Source organism: Pseudoxanthobacter soli DSM 19599, assembly GCF_900148505.1.
Taxonomy (GTDB): Bacteria; Pseudomonadota; Alphaproteobacteria; order Rhizobiales; family Segnochrobactraceae; genus Pseudoxanthobacter; species Pseudoxanthobacter soli.
Genome location: NZ_FRXO01000004.1, coordinates 65109 through 81108, shown reverse-complemented (window position 1 = coordinate 81108; position 16000 = coordinate 65109). Strand labels below are relative to the sequence as shown.

Sequence of the window (16000 nt, the reverse complement as noted above, 5' to 3'; positions counted from 1 at the left end):
TGTTGATATACCTCTGGCACCTTCAGCCTTGGAGACACCCATGACCGCGATCGCCTCCTCCGCCGCTCTCCACCCGGACCTCGCCGGCCGCCGCGCCTTCGTCACCGGCGGCGCCGTCGGCATCGGAAAGGCGATTTCCGCCGCACTCGCGCGCCAGGGCGTGCGCGTCGTGATCGCGGATATCGACGAGGATGCGGCCGCCCGCACGGCTGCGGAGATCGGCGGCGGCGCGGTCGCGGTGAAGGTCGACGTGCGCAAGCGGGCGTCCGTCGAGGCCGCGTTCGGCGAGGCTCTGAAACTGATGGGCGGCTGCGAAATCCTGATCGCCAATGCCGGCGTCTCGACGATGCAGCATGCGCTGGAACTGACCGACGAGGAGTGGGACTTCAACTTCGACGTCAACACCCGCGGCATTTTCCTCGCGAATCAGATCGCCGGCCGGCACTTCGTGGCCGAAGGCAAGGGCGTCATCGTCAACACCGCCTCGCTGGCGGCGAAGATCGGCGCGCCGCTGCTCGCCCATTATTCGGCCTCGAAGTTCGCCGTGCTGGGCTGGACGCAGGCGTTCGCGCGCGAGCTCGCCAGCAAGGGAATCCGCGTCAATGCGGTTTGCCCCGGCTTCGTGAAGACCGGCATGCAATCACGCGAAGTGGAGTGGGAGGCGACGCTGCGCGGCGTCACGCCGGAGCGCGTGATCTCCGACTACATCGCCCAGACGCCGCTCGGACGCCTGGAGACGCCCGAGGACGTCGCCGACGTGGTGGTGTTCCTGTGCTCCGACGCGGCCCGCTTCATGACCGGCCAGGGCGTGAACGTGACCGGCGGCGTCTACACGACCTGAGCGGCAGGCCGCCATCCACAGGCGCACAAAATTTCACCCTGTCGCGAACCAAGAAATAACAAAAACGATCATTTCTTGTATTGCGATGTTCGGTTTTGTGAACATACACTGACAGCCATCCGGTCGCCCTCTCGTGGCGAACGAACGGCCCGGACCGGAGCACGGGCCGAAGCCGGGGCGGGCCGCCCCGGATCGTTCGTCATCGCCGCTTCCCCCGGAAGCGGCTGGGACGAGCGGGGCAGGACGGGCCGGAACACTGCATTTCCGCCGCGCGTATCGAAGCGGCTTCGGGGATTGTCGATGGCGTCGATCGAACTCGACCACGTTTCCAAGATGTACGCGAACGGCGCCTATGGCGTGCGCGACGTGGATCTGACGATCGCCGACGGCGAGTTCGTGATTTTCCTCGGTCCGTCGGGCTGCGGCAAGTCGACCACGCTTCGCATGATCGCGGGCCTTGAAAGCGTCACCGCCGGTGAACTGCGCATCGGCGGCCGCCCCGTGACCCACGTTCCGCCGCGCGACCGCAACATCGCCGTCGTGTTCCAGTCCTACGCTCTCTATCCGCACATGACGGTGCGGCAGAACATGGCGTTCGGTCTCAAGATGCGTGGCAGCCCGGCAAGCGAGATCGACGCCAAGATCCGCGACGCCGCGGGCCTGCTCGGCCTGACGAGCTATCTCGACCGCAAGCCAGCCGCTCTTTCCGGTGGCCAGCGCCAGCGCGTCGCCCTCGGTCGCGCGATCGTCCGCGAACCCGAAGCCTTCCTGCTGGACGAGCCGCTGTCGAACCTCGACGCGCAGCTGCGCGCGGAGATGCGCCTCGAACTGGTCAAGCTGCACCGCCGGCTCGGACGCACCATCATTCACGTGACCCACGACCAGGTCGAGGCGATGACGATGGGCGACCGCATCGTGATCATGCGCGATGGCGAGGTGATGCAGGTCGGACGGCCGCTCGACGTCTATGCCAACCCGGCGAACACCTTCGTCGCCCGTTTCCTCGCCACCCCGCCGATGAACCTCGTGCCCGCGACGCTCTCGGCCGACGCCGACGGCGCGCTTGCCGTTGTGCTCGACGGCGCGACGCTCCCGGTCCCGGGCCAGCACGCCGCTTCCTACCGCTCCGCCGCCGGCAGACCGATCATTTTCGGCCTGCGCCCGGAGGACCTTCACGAGGCGCGGCAGAACCAGGCCTGGCAGCCGCTTGAGCTCACCGTCGTCGCCATGGAGGCGCTCGGGGTCGAGAACATCCTCATCGGCCAGATCGGCGGGGAGAAGCCGGTCGAGATCGCCGCCCGGCTGAGCCGCCATTTCCACGCGCCGATCGGTTCGAAGGTGATGCTCTATGCCGATCTCGCGCCGATGCACCTGTTCGACCCGGAGAGCGGCAAAGTGCTGCCGCGCCCCGCGATTGCTCTGACGGCGCAGTGAGCGAAGGAGGCGGACGGCACCCATGAAGCGCTTCGGACTCCACCTCGGATTGATCCTCGTCAGCGCCGTGGTGCTGCTGCCGCCGCTCTGGGTGCTTCGCACCAGCTTCGTGCCGGAATCGATGTCGTACTCGACAGAGGTGATGCCGCAGTTCACCACGCAGAACTATGTCGACCTGTTCACGAACAACCGGTTCGGCAGCTACTACCTGAACAGCCTGATCGTGGCGCTCGGTTCCGTGATCGTCGCGCTGCCGTTCGCGGCGATGACCGGCTACGCCTTCGCCCGCTTCAAGACCGGCGGGCGGACCGCGCGCTTCCTGGTGCTGGCGACGCAGATGCTGCCGCCGGTCGCCATCGTGCTTCCCGCCTTCGCCCTGTTCCGCGTGTTCGGGCTGACGAATTCGGTGCCGGGCCTGACGCTCGCCTACGCGGCGATCAACCTGCCGTTCCTCACCTGGATCCTGATGGGCTTCTTCGAGGGCATTCCCGTCGATCTGGAATGGGCCGCGCAGACGGACGGCGCAACGCCCTGGGGCGCGTTCTGGCGGATCGTGCTGCCGGTCTCGCTGCCCGGCATCGCCGCCGCCGGCGTGCTCGGCTTCATCCTCTCCTGGAACGAGTTCCTGTTCGCACTGGTGCTGACGGGGCCGCGCACGGCGACGGTTCCGGTGGCGCTCGCGGCGTTGCAGACCTCGAACGGCGTGCAGATCGCCAAGGTCTCGGCCGGCGTGGTGCTCGCAATCCTTCCCCTGGTGGTGGCATCGCGCTTCATCCAGCGCTTCATCGTCCAGGGGCTTACTTTCGGCAGCGTCAAATAATGGGACGACACACGGCCGCCGACACTGCAGGCGACGGGCCTGGCTGCCCGACGGATAACCAGAGGAGAACGTGATGGCCTTCCACCGCACCGCGCTTGCCGCCCTTCTGGGGGCGACGATGCTGACCGCCGGTTCTCCGGCGTTCGCCGAGACGATCACCCTCCACGCCCTGATGGAGGACGTGCCGGAGACGCAGATCATCGAGAAGATGCTGCCGGACTTCGAGAAGGAAACCGGCATCAAGGTCGAGTTCGAGAAGATCGGCTACGGCGACATGCACGACAAGCTGGTCGCCCAGCTCGTGGCGCCGGAGAGCTACTACAACCTGCTCGAGGTCGACTTCCTGTGGGCCGGCGAATTCCCGGCGGCCGGCTGGCTGGCCGACCTGACCCCGTTCGTCGAGAAGTCCGGCTTCGACCTGAAGCCCTTCATCCCCGCGATGTTCGACCTGCTCGGCCGCACCAAGGACCAGCTGCCGCTGATCCCGATGTACAATTACTCCATGGGCATGATCTACCGCACGGATCTGCTCGCGGATCCGAAGCTCAAGGAAGCCTTCAAGGCCGCCACCGGCAAGGAACTCGCCAAGCCGGAGACGCTGGCTGATTACGTGACCGTCGCGAAGTTCATGAAGGAGCACGGCGGCGTCGACGGCGCGGCGATGCAGGGCCAGCGCGGCGACCCGAACGCGATGGAGTTCTCGAACTATCTCTACTCCGCCGGCGGCGAATATCTCGGCGCGGACCGCAAGGTGGTTCTCGACAGCGATGCCGGCAAGACCGCACTCGGCCTCTATGTCGACAACATCCAGCACGCCGCCCAGCAGGGCGCGCTGTCGGCGACCCTCGACGACACCATGCGGCTGATGTGCAGCGGGCAGGCGTTCAGCATGGTCACCTACTGGTGGATGCTGCCGCAGCTCGACAACAAGGAAAAGTGCCCGGCGGTCGCCGGCAAGCTGGCGCTGTCGGTGATGCCGGGTGGCCATGGCGAAAGCGGCGGCTGGGGCTGGGGCATCCCGAAGAACACCTCCGAGGAGAGCCAGGAAGCGGCCTGGAAATTCATCGAGTGGGTGCAGAGCAAGAAGGTCTCGGTCGCCCGCGCGCTCGAGGGCCATGCCCCGGTGCGCGAGGACGTCTACAAGGACCCGGCGGTTCTCGCGAAGTACCCGTTCTATGAGACGGCTCTCGACGTCGTCGCTTCCGGCAAGTCGTTCCCGATCTTCGCCTATTCGGCGCAGTACGAGGACGTGCTCGGCACCCAGCTTTCGCTCGCAGCCGGCGGCCAGGCCGAACCGGACGCCGCGCTCCAGGCAGCCGCGGACGGCCTGACCCAGCTCCTGAACAAGTAAAACCGGCTTCGGCCGAGTTCTTCCGCGGTCACCCAGCGACCGCGGGAGACCGGCGCGCCCGCCCTCTTCCCCCCTGGCGGGCGCGCCGGCCCTCATCGCCCTCATCGACGGAACGACCGCACCATGTTCAGGCTTGCCATCGACCGGGACCGCCGCATCGGCTGGTCGTTCGCCGCGCCGGGCCTCGCGACCCTCGCCGTGGTGATGGGCTTCCCGCTCGTCTATGCCTGCCTGATCTCGATTTCTTCGCTGACGCTGATGAAGCCTCAGCTTCAGCCGCTGGTCGGCTTCGCCAACTTCGCGACCGTGATGAGCGACCCGCTGTTCTGGGGTTCGCTCTGGCTGACGGTGAAGTATTCCGTCATCACAGTCGCCGGCGAGTTCCTGTTCGGCCTCGGCATCGCGCTGATGCTGCACCGGACGATGAAGATGAAGCCGGTCTATTTCGCCATTCTCACCATTCCCATGGCGATGTCTCCGGTGAGTGTCGCGCTCATCTGGCGGATGCTGCTCCAGCCCAATCTCGGCATCGCCAATCACCTGATGGAAACCGTCGGCCTGCCGCGGATCGACTGGCTCGGCAACGCCGATCTCGCGCTCTGGACCATGGCCGGAATCGACATCTGGCAGCAGACCTCGTTCGTGGTGCTGATCCTCGCCGCCGGCCTCGCGGCACTGCCGCGCGAGCCCTACGAAGCGGCGGAAGTCGACGGCGCCACCAGCCTTCAGCAGTTCTGGTTCATCACCCTGCCCATGCTGCGCCCCGTGGCCGCGATCGCCGTCATCATCCAGCTCATCAACGAATTCCGCACCTACGACCTGCCCTACGTGCTGACCAAGGGCGGCCCCGGCACCTCGACGGAAGTGCTGAGCTTCTTCGCCTATCGCCGCGCCTTCCTCGGCCTGTCGCTCAACGAAGGCGCCGCGGCGGCGTTCGTGCTGCTCGTGATCGTGCTCGGCATGACGGTCGCCTTCTTCGCACTCCTCGAGCGCAAGTCCTGAGCCGGCCCTCACGCTAGATTGCGGCTCTCGCTGGAAGATCACCAGCTTAAGCGTCATCTGCTCAGACCGGATCGACACACGGGGCCATGTGTCGGACCTAAGTCGTCTCGGCGTCCTGCGCGGCCTGCTTCAGCAGCCAGGTCTTGAAGACGCGCACCGGGCGGCGGCGCTCGCTGCCCGGCCGCCACAGCAGATAATAGGCCTGCTCCGGCCGCAGACGGTCCGCGAGCGGTTCGACGAGGCGGCCGCTCGCAAGTTCCTCCCGGATCAGGAAAGTCGGCAGCAGCGCCACGCCAAGCCCGGACGCGGCCGCTTCGGAGAGCATGAAGAAGTGCTCGAACGACGGCAATGGACTGTCCGCAGGAAGTTCCAGCCGGTGCCGGGCGAGATAATCCGTCCACGCCCAGGGACGTGTCGAATGCTGCAGCAGCCGGTGCCGCAGCAGCGCGGCCGGCGCGCGGAGATCGCCGTGCCGTCGGAGGAACGCCGGGCTGCACACCACGCTCATCTCCTCCTCCATCAGCCGCGCACACGCCGCCCCGGCGAACGGCGGCGCACCGAAACGGATGACGAGATCGGCCGGTTCGTCGGCGAAGGAAACCGCTCCGTCGCCCGCACGGACATCGACCGGGATCTCGGGATGAAGCGCCTGGAAGCCGCCGAGTCGTGGAATGAGCCAGCGCATCGCCAGCGTCGGGATCGCGTTGATGACGAGACCGGCGCCGGCCGCGTTCTCCCGCAGATCCCGGCTTGCCGCCTCGATCCGGGCGAGTGCGGCCGCGACTTCGCGATGATAGCGCGCGCCTTCGGCCGTCAGCACGACCGAGCGGCCGCTGCGGCGAAACAGTTCGACACCGAGATCCGCCTCGAGCGCCTGGACGAGCCGACTGACCGCGCCTTGGGTGACACCCAGTTCCGCCGCCGCCGACGTGAGATTGAGATGACGGCCGGCCACCGCGAAGGTGCGCACCGCGTTCAGCGACGGGAGGCGGGTTTTCGTCAATGATCCGGGCCTTCAGCCCTGTTCGCGGGCGCGAGAACCATGATTTCAACTCATTGATCGCGGCGAGGAACTCGATTGTCAAGCGAGGCGAAAGCCGGTTCTTTCGAAAGGCTCCAGATGGAGCACGCAACCCCTTCCGGACGGACCATGGCCAAGATCACGCCTTTTCATATCGCCTTTCCTGTCGACGACATTCCGGCTGCGCGGCACTTCTACGGCACGGTGCTCGGCTGCCCCGAAGGCCGCAGCGCCGATACCTGGATCGACTTCGACCTGTTCGGGCACCAGATCGTGGCGCATTACAAGCCGAAGGCCGAGGGGGCCGAAGGTGCACACCACAATCCGGTCGACGGGCACGACGTGCCGGTGCCGCATTTCGGCGTGGTGCTGGAGATGGCCGACTGGGAAGCGCTTGCCGAGCGCCTGAAGGCTGCCGGCATCTCGTTCGTGATCGAGCCCTATATCCGCTTCAAGGGGCAGGTCGGCGAGCAGGCCACGATGTTCTTCCTCGACCCCGCCGGCAACGCGCTCGAATTCAAGGCCTTCAAGGACATGTCGCAGCTTTTCGCGACCTGACCGCTGCAGCTCCCCCCTCCGCGGCGGTTCGGGAGGGCGCGTCCGGCATCGCCGGCGCGCCCTTCTTTCGTCTCAGCCGGTTTGCGGCCGCGCCATCGCCAGTGCCTTGAGATCGAAGCTCTCGTCGGCCGCCTGCCCCGGTGTCAGCATCGTTCCGCCGGCGAGAAGACGGCGGGCCGCCATATGATCCGTCGGACGATCCACGCTCTCCACCGCCACCAGCCTGCCTGCGCGGAAGCGGAAGGCCGAGAAGGCGCCGTCTTCCGGACGGCCCCGCAGCACGGTCTCGTCGGCCTCATGGCCGAGCCCGGCGATCTGGAGCTTGAGGCTGCCCTGATGGCTCCAGAACCACGGCACGGCGCCGTAGGCTCCGGCCGGCTTGCCGGCGAGCCGGGCCGCCACCAGCCGGGCCTGATCGGTCGCATTCTGCACGGATTCGATGCGGACGGGGGCAGAGGCATAGAGGCTCGGGTGACGGGCCACATCGCCGATGGCGAAGATTCGCGGATCGGCGGTCGCAAGCCCGGCATCGACCAAAATGCCATCGCCCGCCGCGAGGTCCGATGCGACCGCAAGTTCCTGGTTCGGCAACACCCCGATGCCGACGATCACGATGTCCGCCTCCAGCCGCTCGCCGTCGCCGAGCAGGACGGCCTCCACCCTTCCGGTCGAGCCGAGGCTCTCCGGGCCGAGGATGCCGGCAACCTTGGCATGGAAGCGGAAGCCGACACCGAGCGCGCCCAGCACCCGTTCATGATGGCGCGAGACCGCCTCTCCGACCACCCGGCCCATGACGCGGCCGGCGGCCTCGACCACCGTGACCGGCACACCGCGTTCCGCGATGGTGGCGGCGATCTCCAGTCCGATGAATCCGCCGCCGATCACGACCGCGCTTGTCGCGTTCTCCAGAGCGGCGCGGATGCGCTCGGCATCGTCGACGGTGCGCAGGCTGTAGATTCCGGCGCGATCGCCGCCCGGCACGGGAAGCACGCGATTGCGCGTGCCGGTTGCAAGCACCAGACGATCAAAGCCGAGGCGATGGCCGTTCGAAAGGGACACGGCACCAGCGGCACGATCGATCGCCGTGACCGCCACGCCGGCGATGCGCTTGATCGCCTTTTCCGCGAACTGTTCTTCCGACCAGAAGCGCAGGTCCTCAGGCTTCATCGCGGTCTTCAGATAGTCCTTCGATAGCGGCGGCCGCTGGTAGGGCAGATGCGGCTCGTCGCCGACGAGGAAAACGGCGTCGTCGTTGCCGGCATGACGCAGGGCGGCCGCGAGCTGGTAGCCGGCATGACCGCTTCCGACGATGACGATGTTGCCCATAAACGCTCTCCGAAGACCTGGCGGCGCCATTCACTGCGCCGCGCTGCAATCTACTCCCTAGAGCATATCCCGTTCAGATCGAACCGATCTGAACGACAAGGATATGCTCAACCCTTTGAATCTGGAGCGAATTCTTGTCGATCTGACGATTCCGTCAGGTCGGAAAGCGCTCTAAAGACAGGATTCGGAGAGAAACCAAGGCGGTCGCGAGCAACGGCCGGCGCGATCGGCGGACCGGGCGGCGGCGCGGCCGTCCCCGTCATCAAACCGTTAACGGCCTCGCCTATGCGTACGCCGAACCGGATTGCACAGCTGTGCAAGGACGTGCGCATGATCTCATTCCTGCATCTTCGAACCGTAAGCGCCGGATATGGAGCCACGCGCATCCTCCACGGTCTTGATCTCGATGTGGCGCAAGGCGAGTTCGTGGCGCTGCTCGGCGCCTCTGGCTGCGGGAAGACGACGCTGCTGCGCACCATCGCCGGCTTCACGCCGGCAACCGCCGGAAGCATCTCGGTCGGCGGCGTGGATGTGACCGCACTCTCCCCCGACCGGCGTGGGATGGCGATGGTGTTCCAGTCCTATGCGCTGTGGCCGCACATGACGGTCGCGCGCAACATCGGCTACGGCCTGAAGCTGAGGGGACGCAGCCGCGCGGAGATTACCCGGCGGGTCGACGAGATGCTCGACATGCTGGGCCTTGCCGGCCTCGGCGAGCGCAAGCCGGCGGCGCTCTCCGGTGGGCAGCGCCAGCGCGTGGCGCTTGGCCGGGCGCTTGCCATCGATCCGAAGATCCTGCTGCTGGACGAGCCCCTTTCGAACCTCGATGCGCGCATCCGCGTGCAATTGCGCGGCGAGATCCGCGCGCTGCAGCAACGGCTCGGCATAACGGCGATCCATGTCACACACGATCGCGAAGAGGCCATGGCGATGGCCGACCGCATCGTGATCCTGGACGGTGGAAACATCGTCCAGCAGGGTTCGCCGCAGCAGGTCTACAATGCGCCAGCATCCTCGTTCGTCGCCGCCTTCATGGGCGCGGAGAACAGCGTGCGTCTATCCGGGCGGACAGAGACCGACCTGGTGACGATCGAGCCGGGAGCGGCCAATCCCGCCAGCGTCGTCGCTCTTGCCGGCAGAGCACCGCTCAACGGGCCGCTCGAGGCGCGCTTCCGCGCCGGCGGGGCCGCGCTCGCCGCCACTTCGGGTCATACGCAGCAGCCTGCGCAGGGCCTTCAACTGACCGGCACCGTCCTCTCGGTCGGCTATCCCGGCGGCGCGTGGCGGCATCGCATCGCGATCGGCGGCGAGGCCGTCGAGGTCGATGCGCCCCAGCCGTTCAGCGCGGGAGAGACGGTGCGCGTGTTCGTTCCGCCCGAGAACCTGTTTCTGTTCGCCGCCTCAGGCGCCGCATCTCCGCCGAACCGCCACCGGCCCATGGCCGCCGCGTGAACGGGCGGCCCCGACGCCCCCTATCGCCTCGTAAGTTCTTCCGCACAGGAGACCGATCGATGAAGACGCTCATCGCCAACCTGACGACGGGCCTGCTCTGTTCCGCGCTCGTCCTCGGCGTTGCGGCATCCGATGCCGACGCCGCGGAACTCACCGTGATCACGGCCGGCGACCAGAACATGGTCGATTACGTCAACGACTATCTCGGCCCGCTGTTCGAGCAGCAGAACCCGGGGACGACCGTGCGCGTTGTCGGCACCGGCCCGGGCGATGCCGGCTCGCAGAAGATCCTCGAGCGCTTCGAGGCGCAGTCCAAGGCCGGCAGCGAGACCTGGGACACAGATGTCGCGGTGGTACACGAGAAGTTCGTCGGGCCGATGGTGAAGGAGGGCTACCTCGCCAAGTACCGCGACGACATCTCCACCGGCAAGCTCGTGACCCGGTCGAACGCCGACATGGCGCTCGGGACCAACGTCCACGGCTACGTCATGCCGATGTTCAACAGCCAGACCGCCTTCGCCTACAATCCCGCGCTCGTGCCGAACCCGCCGAAGAGCTATGCCGAGCTGGTGGAGTGGGCCAAGGCCCATCCCAAGCAGTTCGGCTACAACGGCATCAAGGGCGGCGCGTCGGGCGTCAGCTTCGTCATGGGCTGGGTCTATGCCTTCGGCGGCGGCGATGCCGAGAAGCTGATGAACGGGCCGTTCGACGAGGCCGAGACCAAGACGTGGGACAAGGCATTCGAGAGCCTGCGCGCATTCACCGAAAACGCGACGCTCACGCCCGGTAACGCCGGCACGCTCGACATGCTGAGCCGCGGCGAGATCGCCATCGGGCCGGTCTGGGTCGACATGTTCTATTCCTGGAAAGCCGATGGCCGCCTGCCGCCGGAGCTGAAGCTGGTGCTGCCCGCCCCCGGCATGCCCGGCCAGCCGATGCACTATGTGATCCCGGCCAAGGCGCCGAACGGCGAATTGGCGCGCAAGTTCGTCGAGCTCGCCACCAGCCCGAAGGTGCAGGCCGAAGGCATCGTGAAGCGCTTCAACTGGTATCCGGGCATCGATGCGAAATACGTCAAGCCGGAGCTCGACGAGGCCACCTGGAACAAGCTGTTCACCGACATCTCGCCCGAAGATCTCGCGAAGTACGGCAAGCCGTTCCCGATCGCACCGTACAACAATGCGATCCTGGAAGCCTACGAGCGGCAGGCCGCCCAGTAAAGCCACGACGCCCTTCCGCCAAGACGGAGCCGCGCCCCGCGTGCGGCTCCGCTCAGAGCGCTTTCCAATCGGATGGAATCATCCGGTCGACAAGAAATCGCTCCAAATTCAAAAGCTTGAGCATATCCTTGTCGTTCAGATCGGGTCGATCTGAACGGGTCATGCTCTAGCGTCATGCTCCCGAAAGCAAAGTCCGAAGCGATGACCCGTTCCCATCTGGCAGGCCTGGCGCTGGTCGCACCGGCGCTGCTCATGATCGTGCTGTTCTTCATGGTGCCGCTGACGGCTTCGATCGTCGGGGTGTTCGAAACGGCCGCGGGGCCCGGCTTCGATAATCTCGTGAAGGCCTTCGCGCTCTACAGCCATGACATGATCTTCACGGTCGTGATCGTGGGCCTGTCGACTGCGCTGATCGGCATCTTCTCCATCGCAATCGGTGGTTATTTCACGCTCGGCCGGAACCCTCGGGCCCAGGCGATGCTGCGTTTCATTTACCGCTGGCCGATGTTCATCCCCTTCATCGTCACGGCGCAGGTGCTGCGCACCTTCCTTGCCAAGAACGGCCTGATGAACAACACCCTGGTCGCAACCGGCCTGCTCGACCCGGCGTCGGCAACAAGCCTGCTCGACTGGCGTGGCATCGTCGTCGCCTTCGTCTGGAAGCAGACACCGTTCGTCGCGCTGATGGTGGCGGGCGCGATGGCCTCCATCGACCGCGCCACCATTGAGGCAGCACGCAATCTCGGCGCGCGGCGGCTGAGGCTCTTGTTCGAGATCGTGGTTCCGCAGGCGGCCCCGACGCTCATGGTCGGGCTCGTGCTGTCCTTCGTCACCATGATGTCGGTGCTGTCTGTACCACTGATGATCAACGCCCAGTCGCCGACCATGATCACGGCCGACATTGCGTTCCGCATCAACGCCTATCGCGACTACGGCGTCGCCAATGCCCTCGGGCTGATCTCGCTCGCGATCACCGGCGTTGCTGCCTACATCTACCTCCGGCAGGGCGTGGCGGACCGGCGATGACGATGTTCTCGGCGCTGACCTCGCCCAGCGTCCACGCCATGCCCCGGATCGATCTCTGGTGGGTGCCGCGCGGCGTCGTGCTGGGGTTGCTCGCCTTCGTGGTGTTCGGCCCGCTGGTCAACCTCGTGCTGTGGACCGTCGCCGAGCGCTGGTATTTTCCTCATGCGCTGCCCGCGCAATACGGCTTCAGCTATTGGGCGCGGGTGTTCGCGCCGCGCGGCAACGCGATCGACGCGCTGACGACCAGCATCTTCGTCGCGCTCCTGACGGTCGCGCTGTCGCTCGCCTTCGCCATTCCGGCCGGGTTCGCGCTGGCGCGCCTGAAACTGTCGCTTCGAGGCGTCATCCTGCTGGCCTTCCTCATTCCTCAGGCGTTCCCCAATCTCCCCGTCTACGTCAATATCGCGCGCCTGTTCTATCAGGTCGGGCTCAATGGCACCGTGCCGGGCGTGGTGCTCGTCCACACCACCCACGGCCTTGTCTATGCCGTCTGGATTGCGACGGCGGCGTTCGCGAGCGTCGATGCGGAACTCGAACAGGCTGCCCGTTCGGTAGGGGCAACCGCACTGCAGGCGTTCCGGGACGTGACCCTGCCGCTTGCCGCCCCAGGCCTGCTTGCGAGCGCGATCTTCGTATTCCTCGAATCCCTCGACGAATTCACCGGCAGCTACTTCGTCGGCGCGCCGGACGTGAATCTCCTGCCGTTGCTGCTCTACTCGGCGAGCAGCGGCGGCAACTACCAGATCGCTTCGATAACCGCCCTGCTTCTGCTCGTTCCCTCCGTCGCCTTCATGCTGGTGGTGGAGCGGTTCCTGAAAGCCGACGTGCTGTCGAAGGTCGGCAAATAGAGAATGCGGCATCCATGACCCATGACGACACGCTGCCCGGAGGACCGGGCTTCGCCAGCGCGAGGCAGGTGGCTGAACGCGCCGGCGTGTCGCGCTCGGCGGTGTCGCGAGCGTTCACGCCGGGCGCGAGCATCGCGGCCGAGACCCGCGCGAAGGTGATGCGCGCCGCCGAGGAGCTTGGCTACCAGGTCAACGACCTCGCTCGCGGCCTGCTCGCCAACCGCAGCCGCCTCGTCGGGCTCGTCGTGACGGGCCCCGAAGTCGGGTTCCGCGCCCATCTCGTGGCGGCGCTGACCGCCGCCGCCATCGCCCGTGGCAGCGTTCCGGTCGTCATCAATACGGGCCGCAGCGAAGCGGAGATGGAGGCCGCACACCGCACACTGTTCGGCCATCGCGCCGAGGCGGTCATCGTGCTGTCGGGCTCGCCACCGTCTTCGTTCGTGGAGCAGGCCCAGCGCAACGGCCAGCCGCTCGTCGTCATCGGGCGTTCCGATCCCGGTTGCGACCACGTTCGCACCGACAACGAAGGCGCGGCCCGCCACGCGGCGCGCCTGTTCGTCGGCCGCGGGCTGAAGCGCCTTGCTGTCGCTGGCTCGGCCTCCGGAACGCCGGCGCTGGCCGAGCGCGAACGCGCGTTCGTGCAGGAAGCTACCCTCCTCGGCACGGAGATCGTCGTCGCACACGGCAGCGATGCGGACTATGCCGGCGGGCAGGCCGCCGCGCGGCAGCTGTTCTCGCGTGCTCCGCCGCCGCAGGCCGTGTTCTGCGTCAACGATCTCACCGCGTTCGGTGTCATGGACGCGGCCCGCCTTGGCTACGGGCGGCAGATTCCGCGCGACCTTGCGGTGATCGGCTTCGACGACATCCCCGAGGCTGCGTGGGATTCGTACCGACTTACCACGTTCCGCCAGGACCCGGCGGCCACGGCCGCCCGTGCGATGGCGCTGATCGATCGACGCCAGTCGACGCCGGACGCGCCGCCGGCGATCGAAACGATCGCGCCTCCACTCGTGGTGCGCGACAGCATGGAACCGCTTGAGGACGATAAGAGCACGCCATGATGGCACGCGCCGGCCGCGGTGCGTGTGCCGGCCCGTGCCCTCGACCGCAAGCAAGCTTGACAATCGTCCGTATTACATGCAATATAGACGTGTCACGCGATATTCCGCTGACACTCCCCATAGTCAGCTTTCTTCACTCTCATCGAGAGTAGACATCTTCTCGCCATTCAGGAACGCTTTGACCGGAGCTTCGCAAGGAGCATGAGGCCGGATCGTCTTGTCTATGGCATTCCGACCGAGACCTAGAGCATATCCCGTTCAGATTGAACCGATCTGAACGGCAAGGATATGCTCAACCCTTTGAATCTGGAGCGATTTCTGGTCGATCTGATGACTCCATCAGATCGGAAAGCGCTCTAGTCTTCGGATTTGTTGTTTTCTGCTCACGCTTCGGATGAGGGTGACCGCGTTGCCGATGGCACGGCCTTGCTCCATACGACGGCTTCGATGCGGTCAGCCCGGCGACGCAGCGGATCTACGGCCAAAAGCAGGTGCCAAACATATCCCATTCAGATCGAACCCATCTGAACGGCGAGGATATGCTGAGGCCATTGAGTCTGGAGCGATTCCCGTCGGCCGGATGTGTCCATCCGATTGGAAAGCGCTCCAGCCGGCGATGCCGGAGCGCCGTCGCGCATTCGCGATATCCCGCGTCCGTCCAACGGGCACCGCCCGCGCGGAGGCTGGATGAGGCGGCAGTTCCTAAGCTGACCGTACGACCGCCATTCAGCAGATACAAAGCGGATCGACGCGATCTGAATGTTCACGATGTGCTGGAAAGGCCCGAATCCGGCGCGATTTCCTGTCGATCAGACGAAGCATCTGATCTGAAAATTGCGCCGGCGCCGCACACTGGCGATAAAACCTGTCCGGAGCCTCGACGGTCCGGTCGTTCAAGAGAGGACATTGCGATGTTCACATGCACTGGTTACGCGGCATCGTCCGCCGAAACGCCCCTTGCCCCGTTCTCATTCGAGCGCCGCGATCCGGGTCCGTCCGACGTCGCCATCGAAATCCTCTATTGCGGCGTCTGCCATTCCGACCTGCACACCGTGCGCAACGAGTGGAAGAACACCGTCTACCCGGCCCTGCCGGGCCATGAGATCATCGGCCGGGTTTCGGCCGTCGGCAGCGAGGTGTCCCGCTTCAAGGTCGGCGACATCGCGGCCGTCGGCTGCATGGTCGCTTCCTGTCGCACCTGCCCAAGCTGCCGCGAAGGTCTCGAGCAATATTGCGACAACGTCTTCACCGGCACCTACAACAGCCCCGACAAGATCAGCGGCGGCATGACCTTCGGCGGCTATTCCGACCATATCGTCGTGACGGAGGACTTTGTGCTGAAGGTCCCCGACAACCTTGATCTCGCCGCCGCGGCACCGCTGCTCTGCGCCGGCATCACCACCTACTCGCCGCTCCGCCGCTGGAACGCCGGTCCCGGCAAGAAGATCGGGGTTGTCGGCCTCGGCGGCCTCGGCCATATGGCGGTGAAGCTCGCCCACGCCATGGGTGCCCATGTCGTGCTGTTCACCACCTCCAAGAGCAAGGTGGAGGACGGCAAGCGGCTCGGCGCCGACGAGGTGGTGCTTTCGACCGATCCAGACGCCGTTTCGGCGCACGCGGAGAGCTTCGACCTCATCATCGACGCGGTCGCCGCGAAGCACGACATCAATCTCTATCTCGGCCTCGTCAAGCGCGACGGCACGCTGGTGCAGGTCGGCGTGCCGGAAGAACCGCTGCCGGTCTATGTGCTCAGCCTGGTCTGGAAACGCCGCAACTTCTCGGGCTCGCTGATCGGCGGTATCGCCGAAACCCAGGAGATGCTCGATTTCTGCGGCAAGCACGGCATCACCTCCGACATCGAGATCATTCCGATCCAGGAGATCGAAACGGCCTATACCCGCATGCTGAAGAGCGACGTGAAGTACCGCTTCGTGATCGACATGCAGTCGCTGAAACAGGCAGCCTGATCTTCCATCACGCGAAGACTTCGAGCGGGGCGGCGCATCCGGTGCGCCGCCCCGTTTGTATTTTGCGGCCACC

14 protein-coding genes are annotated in these 16000 nt (G+C 66.0%); 12 read left to right on the top strand and 2 right to left on the bottom strand.

Features of this window, described 5'->3' with window-relative positions; all coding sequences use genetic code 11:
• Positions 1-40 precede the first annotated feature (40 nt).
• The 5 genes from BUF17_RS10665 to BUF17_RS10645 all read left to right on the top strand — a co-directional run bounded on the left by BUF17_RS10665 (position 41) and on the right by BUF17_RS10645 (position 5448).
• On the top strand, positions 41-841 hold the full coding sequence (locus tag BUF17_RS10665; RefSeq protein ID WP_073628492.1) for an SDR family NAD(P)-dependent oxidoreductase: 801 nt from the start codon (positions 41-43) through the stop codon (positions 839-841).
• Positions 842-1141: 300 nt separating this feature from the next.
• Entirely contained in the window at positions 1142-2275 is a 1134-nt protein-coding gene (locus BUF17_RS10660; RefSeq protein WP_073628490.1) for an ABC transporter ATP-binding protein, read from the top strand.
• A gap of 22 nt (positions 2276-2297) precedes the next feature.
• Positions 2298-3095 carry a carbohydrate ABC transporter permease gene (locus BUF17_RS10655; protein WP_073628488.1) on the top strand — a complete coding sequence of 266 codons (798 nt, stop codon included), beginning with the start codon at positions 2298-2300 and terminating at the stop codon, positions 3093-3095.
• A gap of 73 nt (positions 3096-3168) precedes the next feature.
• The gene (locus BUF17_RS10650) at positions 3169-4446 is read left to right on the top strand and encodes an extracellular solute-binding protein (RefSeq protein ID WP_073628486.1); all 1278 of its coding nucleotides are present in this window, start codon (positions 3169-3171) and stop codon (positions 4444-4446) included.
• Between the two features lie 123 nt (positions 4447-4569).
• Positions 4570-5448 (top strand): carbohydrate ABC transporter permease, encoded by an 879-nt coding sequence (locus BUF17_RS10645; protein ID WP_073628484.1) that lies wholly within the window; start codon positions 4570-4572, stop codon positions 5446-5448.
• A 97-nt stretch (positions 5449-5545) separates the two neighbouring features.
• Here the strand turns inward: BUF17_RS10645 and BUF17_RS10640 are convergent, their stop codons facing one another.
• Positions 5546-6451, bottom strand: a complete 906-nt coding sequence (locus tag BUF17_RS10640; RefSeq protein WP_073628482.1) for a LysR substrate-binding domain-containing protein — start codon at positions 6449-6451, stop codon at positions 5546-5548.
• 147 nt (positions 6452-6598) lie between these two features.
• On the opposite strand from BUF17_RS10640, the gene BUF17_RS10635 reads away from it, so the two are divergent.
• The gene (locus BUF17_RS10635) at positions 6599-7027 is read left to right on the top strand and encodes a VOC family protein (RefSeq protein WP_073628480.1); all 429 of its coding nucleotides are present in this window, start codon (positions 6599-6601) and stop codon (positions 7025-7027) included.
• Positions 7028-7099: 72 nt separating this feature from the next.
• Here BUF17_RS10635 and BUF17_RS10630 read toward each other — a convergent pair whose 3' ends face one another.
• Positions 7100-8353, bottom strand: a complete 1254-nt coding sequence (locus tag BUF17_RS10630) for an NAD(P)/FAD-dependent oxidoreductase (RefSeq protein ID WP_139282496.1) — start codon at positions 8351-8353, stop codon at positions 7100-7102.
• Here BUF17_RS10630 and BUF17_RS10625 point away from each other — a divergent pair.
• From BUF17_RS10625 to BUF17_RS10600, 6 genes are all read left to right on the top strand, one after another.
• Positions 8321-9805 (top strand): ABC transporter ATP-binding protein, encoded by a 1485-nt coding sequence (locus tag BUF17_RS10625; protein ID WP_342185937.1) that lies wholly within the window; start codon positions 8321-8323, stop codon positions 9803-9805. The genes BUF17_RS10630 and BUF17_RS10625 overlap by 33 nt on opposite strands.
• Positions 9806-9864: 59 nt before the next feature.
• Positions 9865-11025 carry an ABC transporter substrate-binding protein gene (locus BUF17_RS10620; protein ID WP_084564463.1) on the top strand — a complete coding sequence of 387 codons (1161 nt, stop codon included), beginning with the start codon at positions 9865-9867 and terminating at the stop codon, positions 11023-11025.
• Between the two features lie 201 nt (positions 11026-11226).
• Positions 11227-12051, top strand: a complete 825-nt coding sequence (locus BUF17_RS10615) for an ABC transporter permease (RefSeq protein ID WP_073628474.1) — start codon at positions 11227-11229, stop codon at positions 12049-12051.
• A gap of 38 nt (positions 12052-12089) precedes the next feature.
• Entirely contained in the window at positions 12090-12899 is an 810-nt protein-coding gene (locus BUF17_RS10610) for an ABC transporter permease (RefSeq protein WP_073629214.1), read from the top strand.
• Between the two features lie 14 nt (positions 12900-12913).
• Positions 12914-13960 carry a LacI family DNA-binding transcriptional regulator gene (locus tag BUF17_RS10605; RefSeq protein WP_073628472.1) on the top strand — a complete coding sequence of 349 codons (1047 nt, stop codon included), beginning with the start codon at positions 12914-12916 and terminating at the stop codon, positions 13958-13960.
• 911 nt (positions 13961-14871) lie between these two features.
• Positions 14872-15927 (top strand): NAD(P)-dependent alcohol dehydrogenase, encoded by a 1056-nt coding sequence (locus BUF17_RS10600; protein WP_073628470.1) that lies wholly within the window; start codon positions 14872-14874, stop codon positions 15925-15927.
• Positions 15928-16000 lie beyond the last annotated feature (73 nt).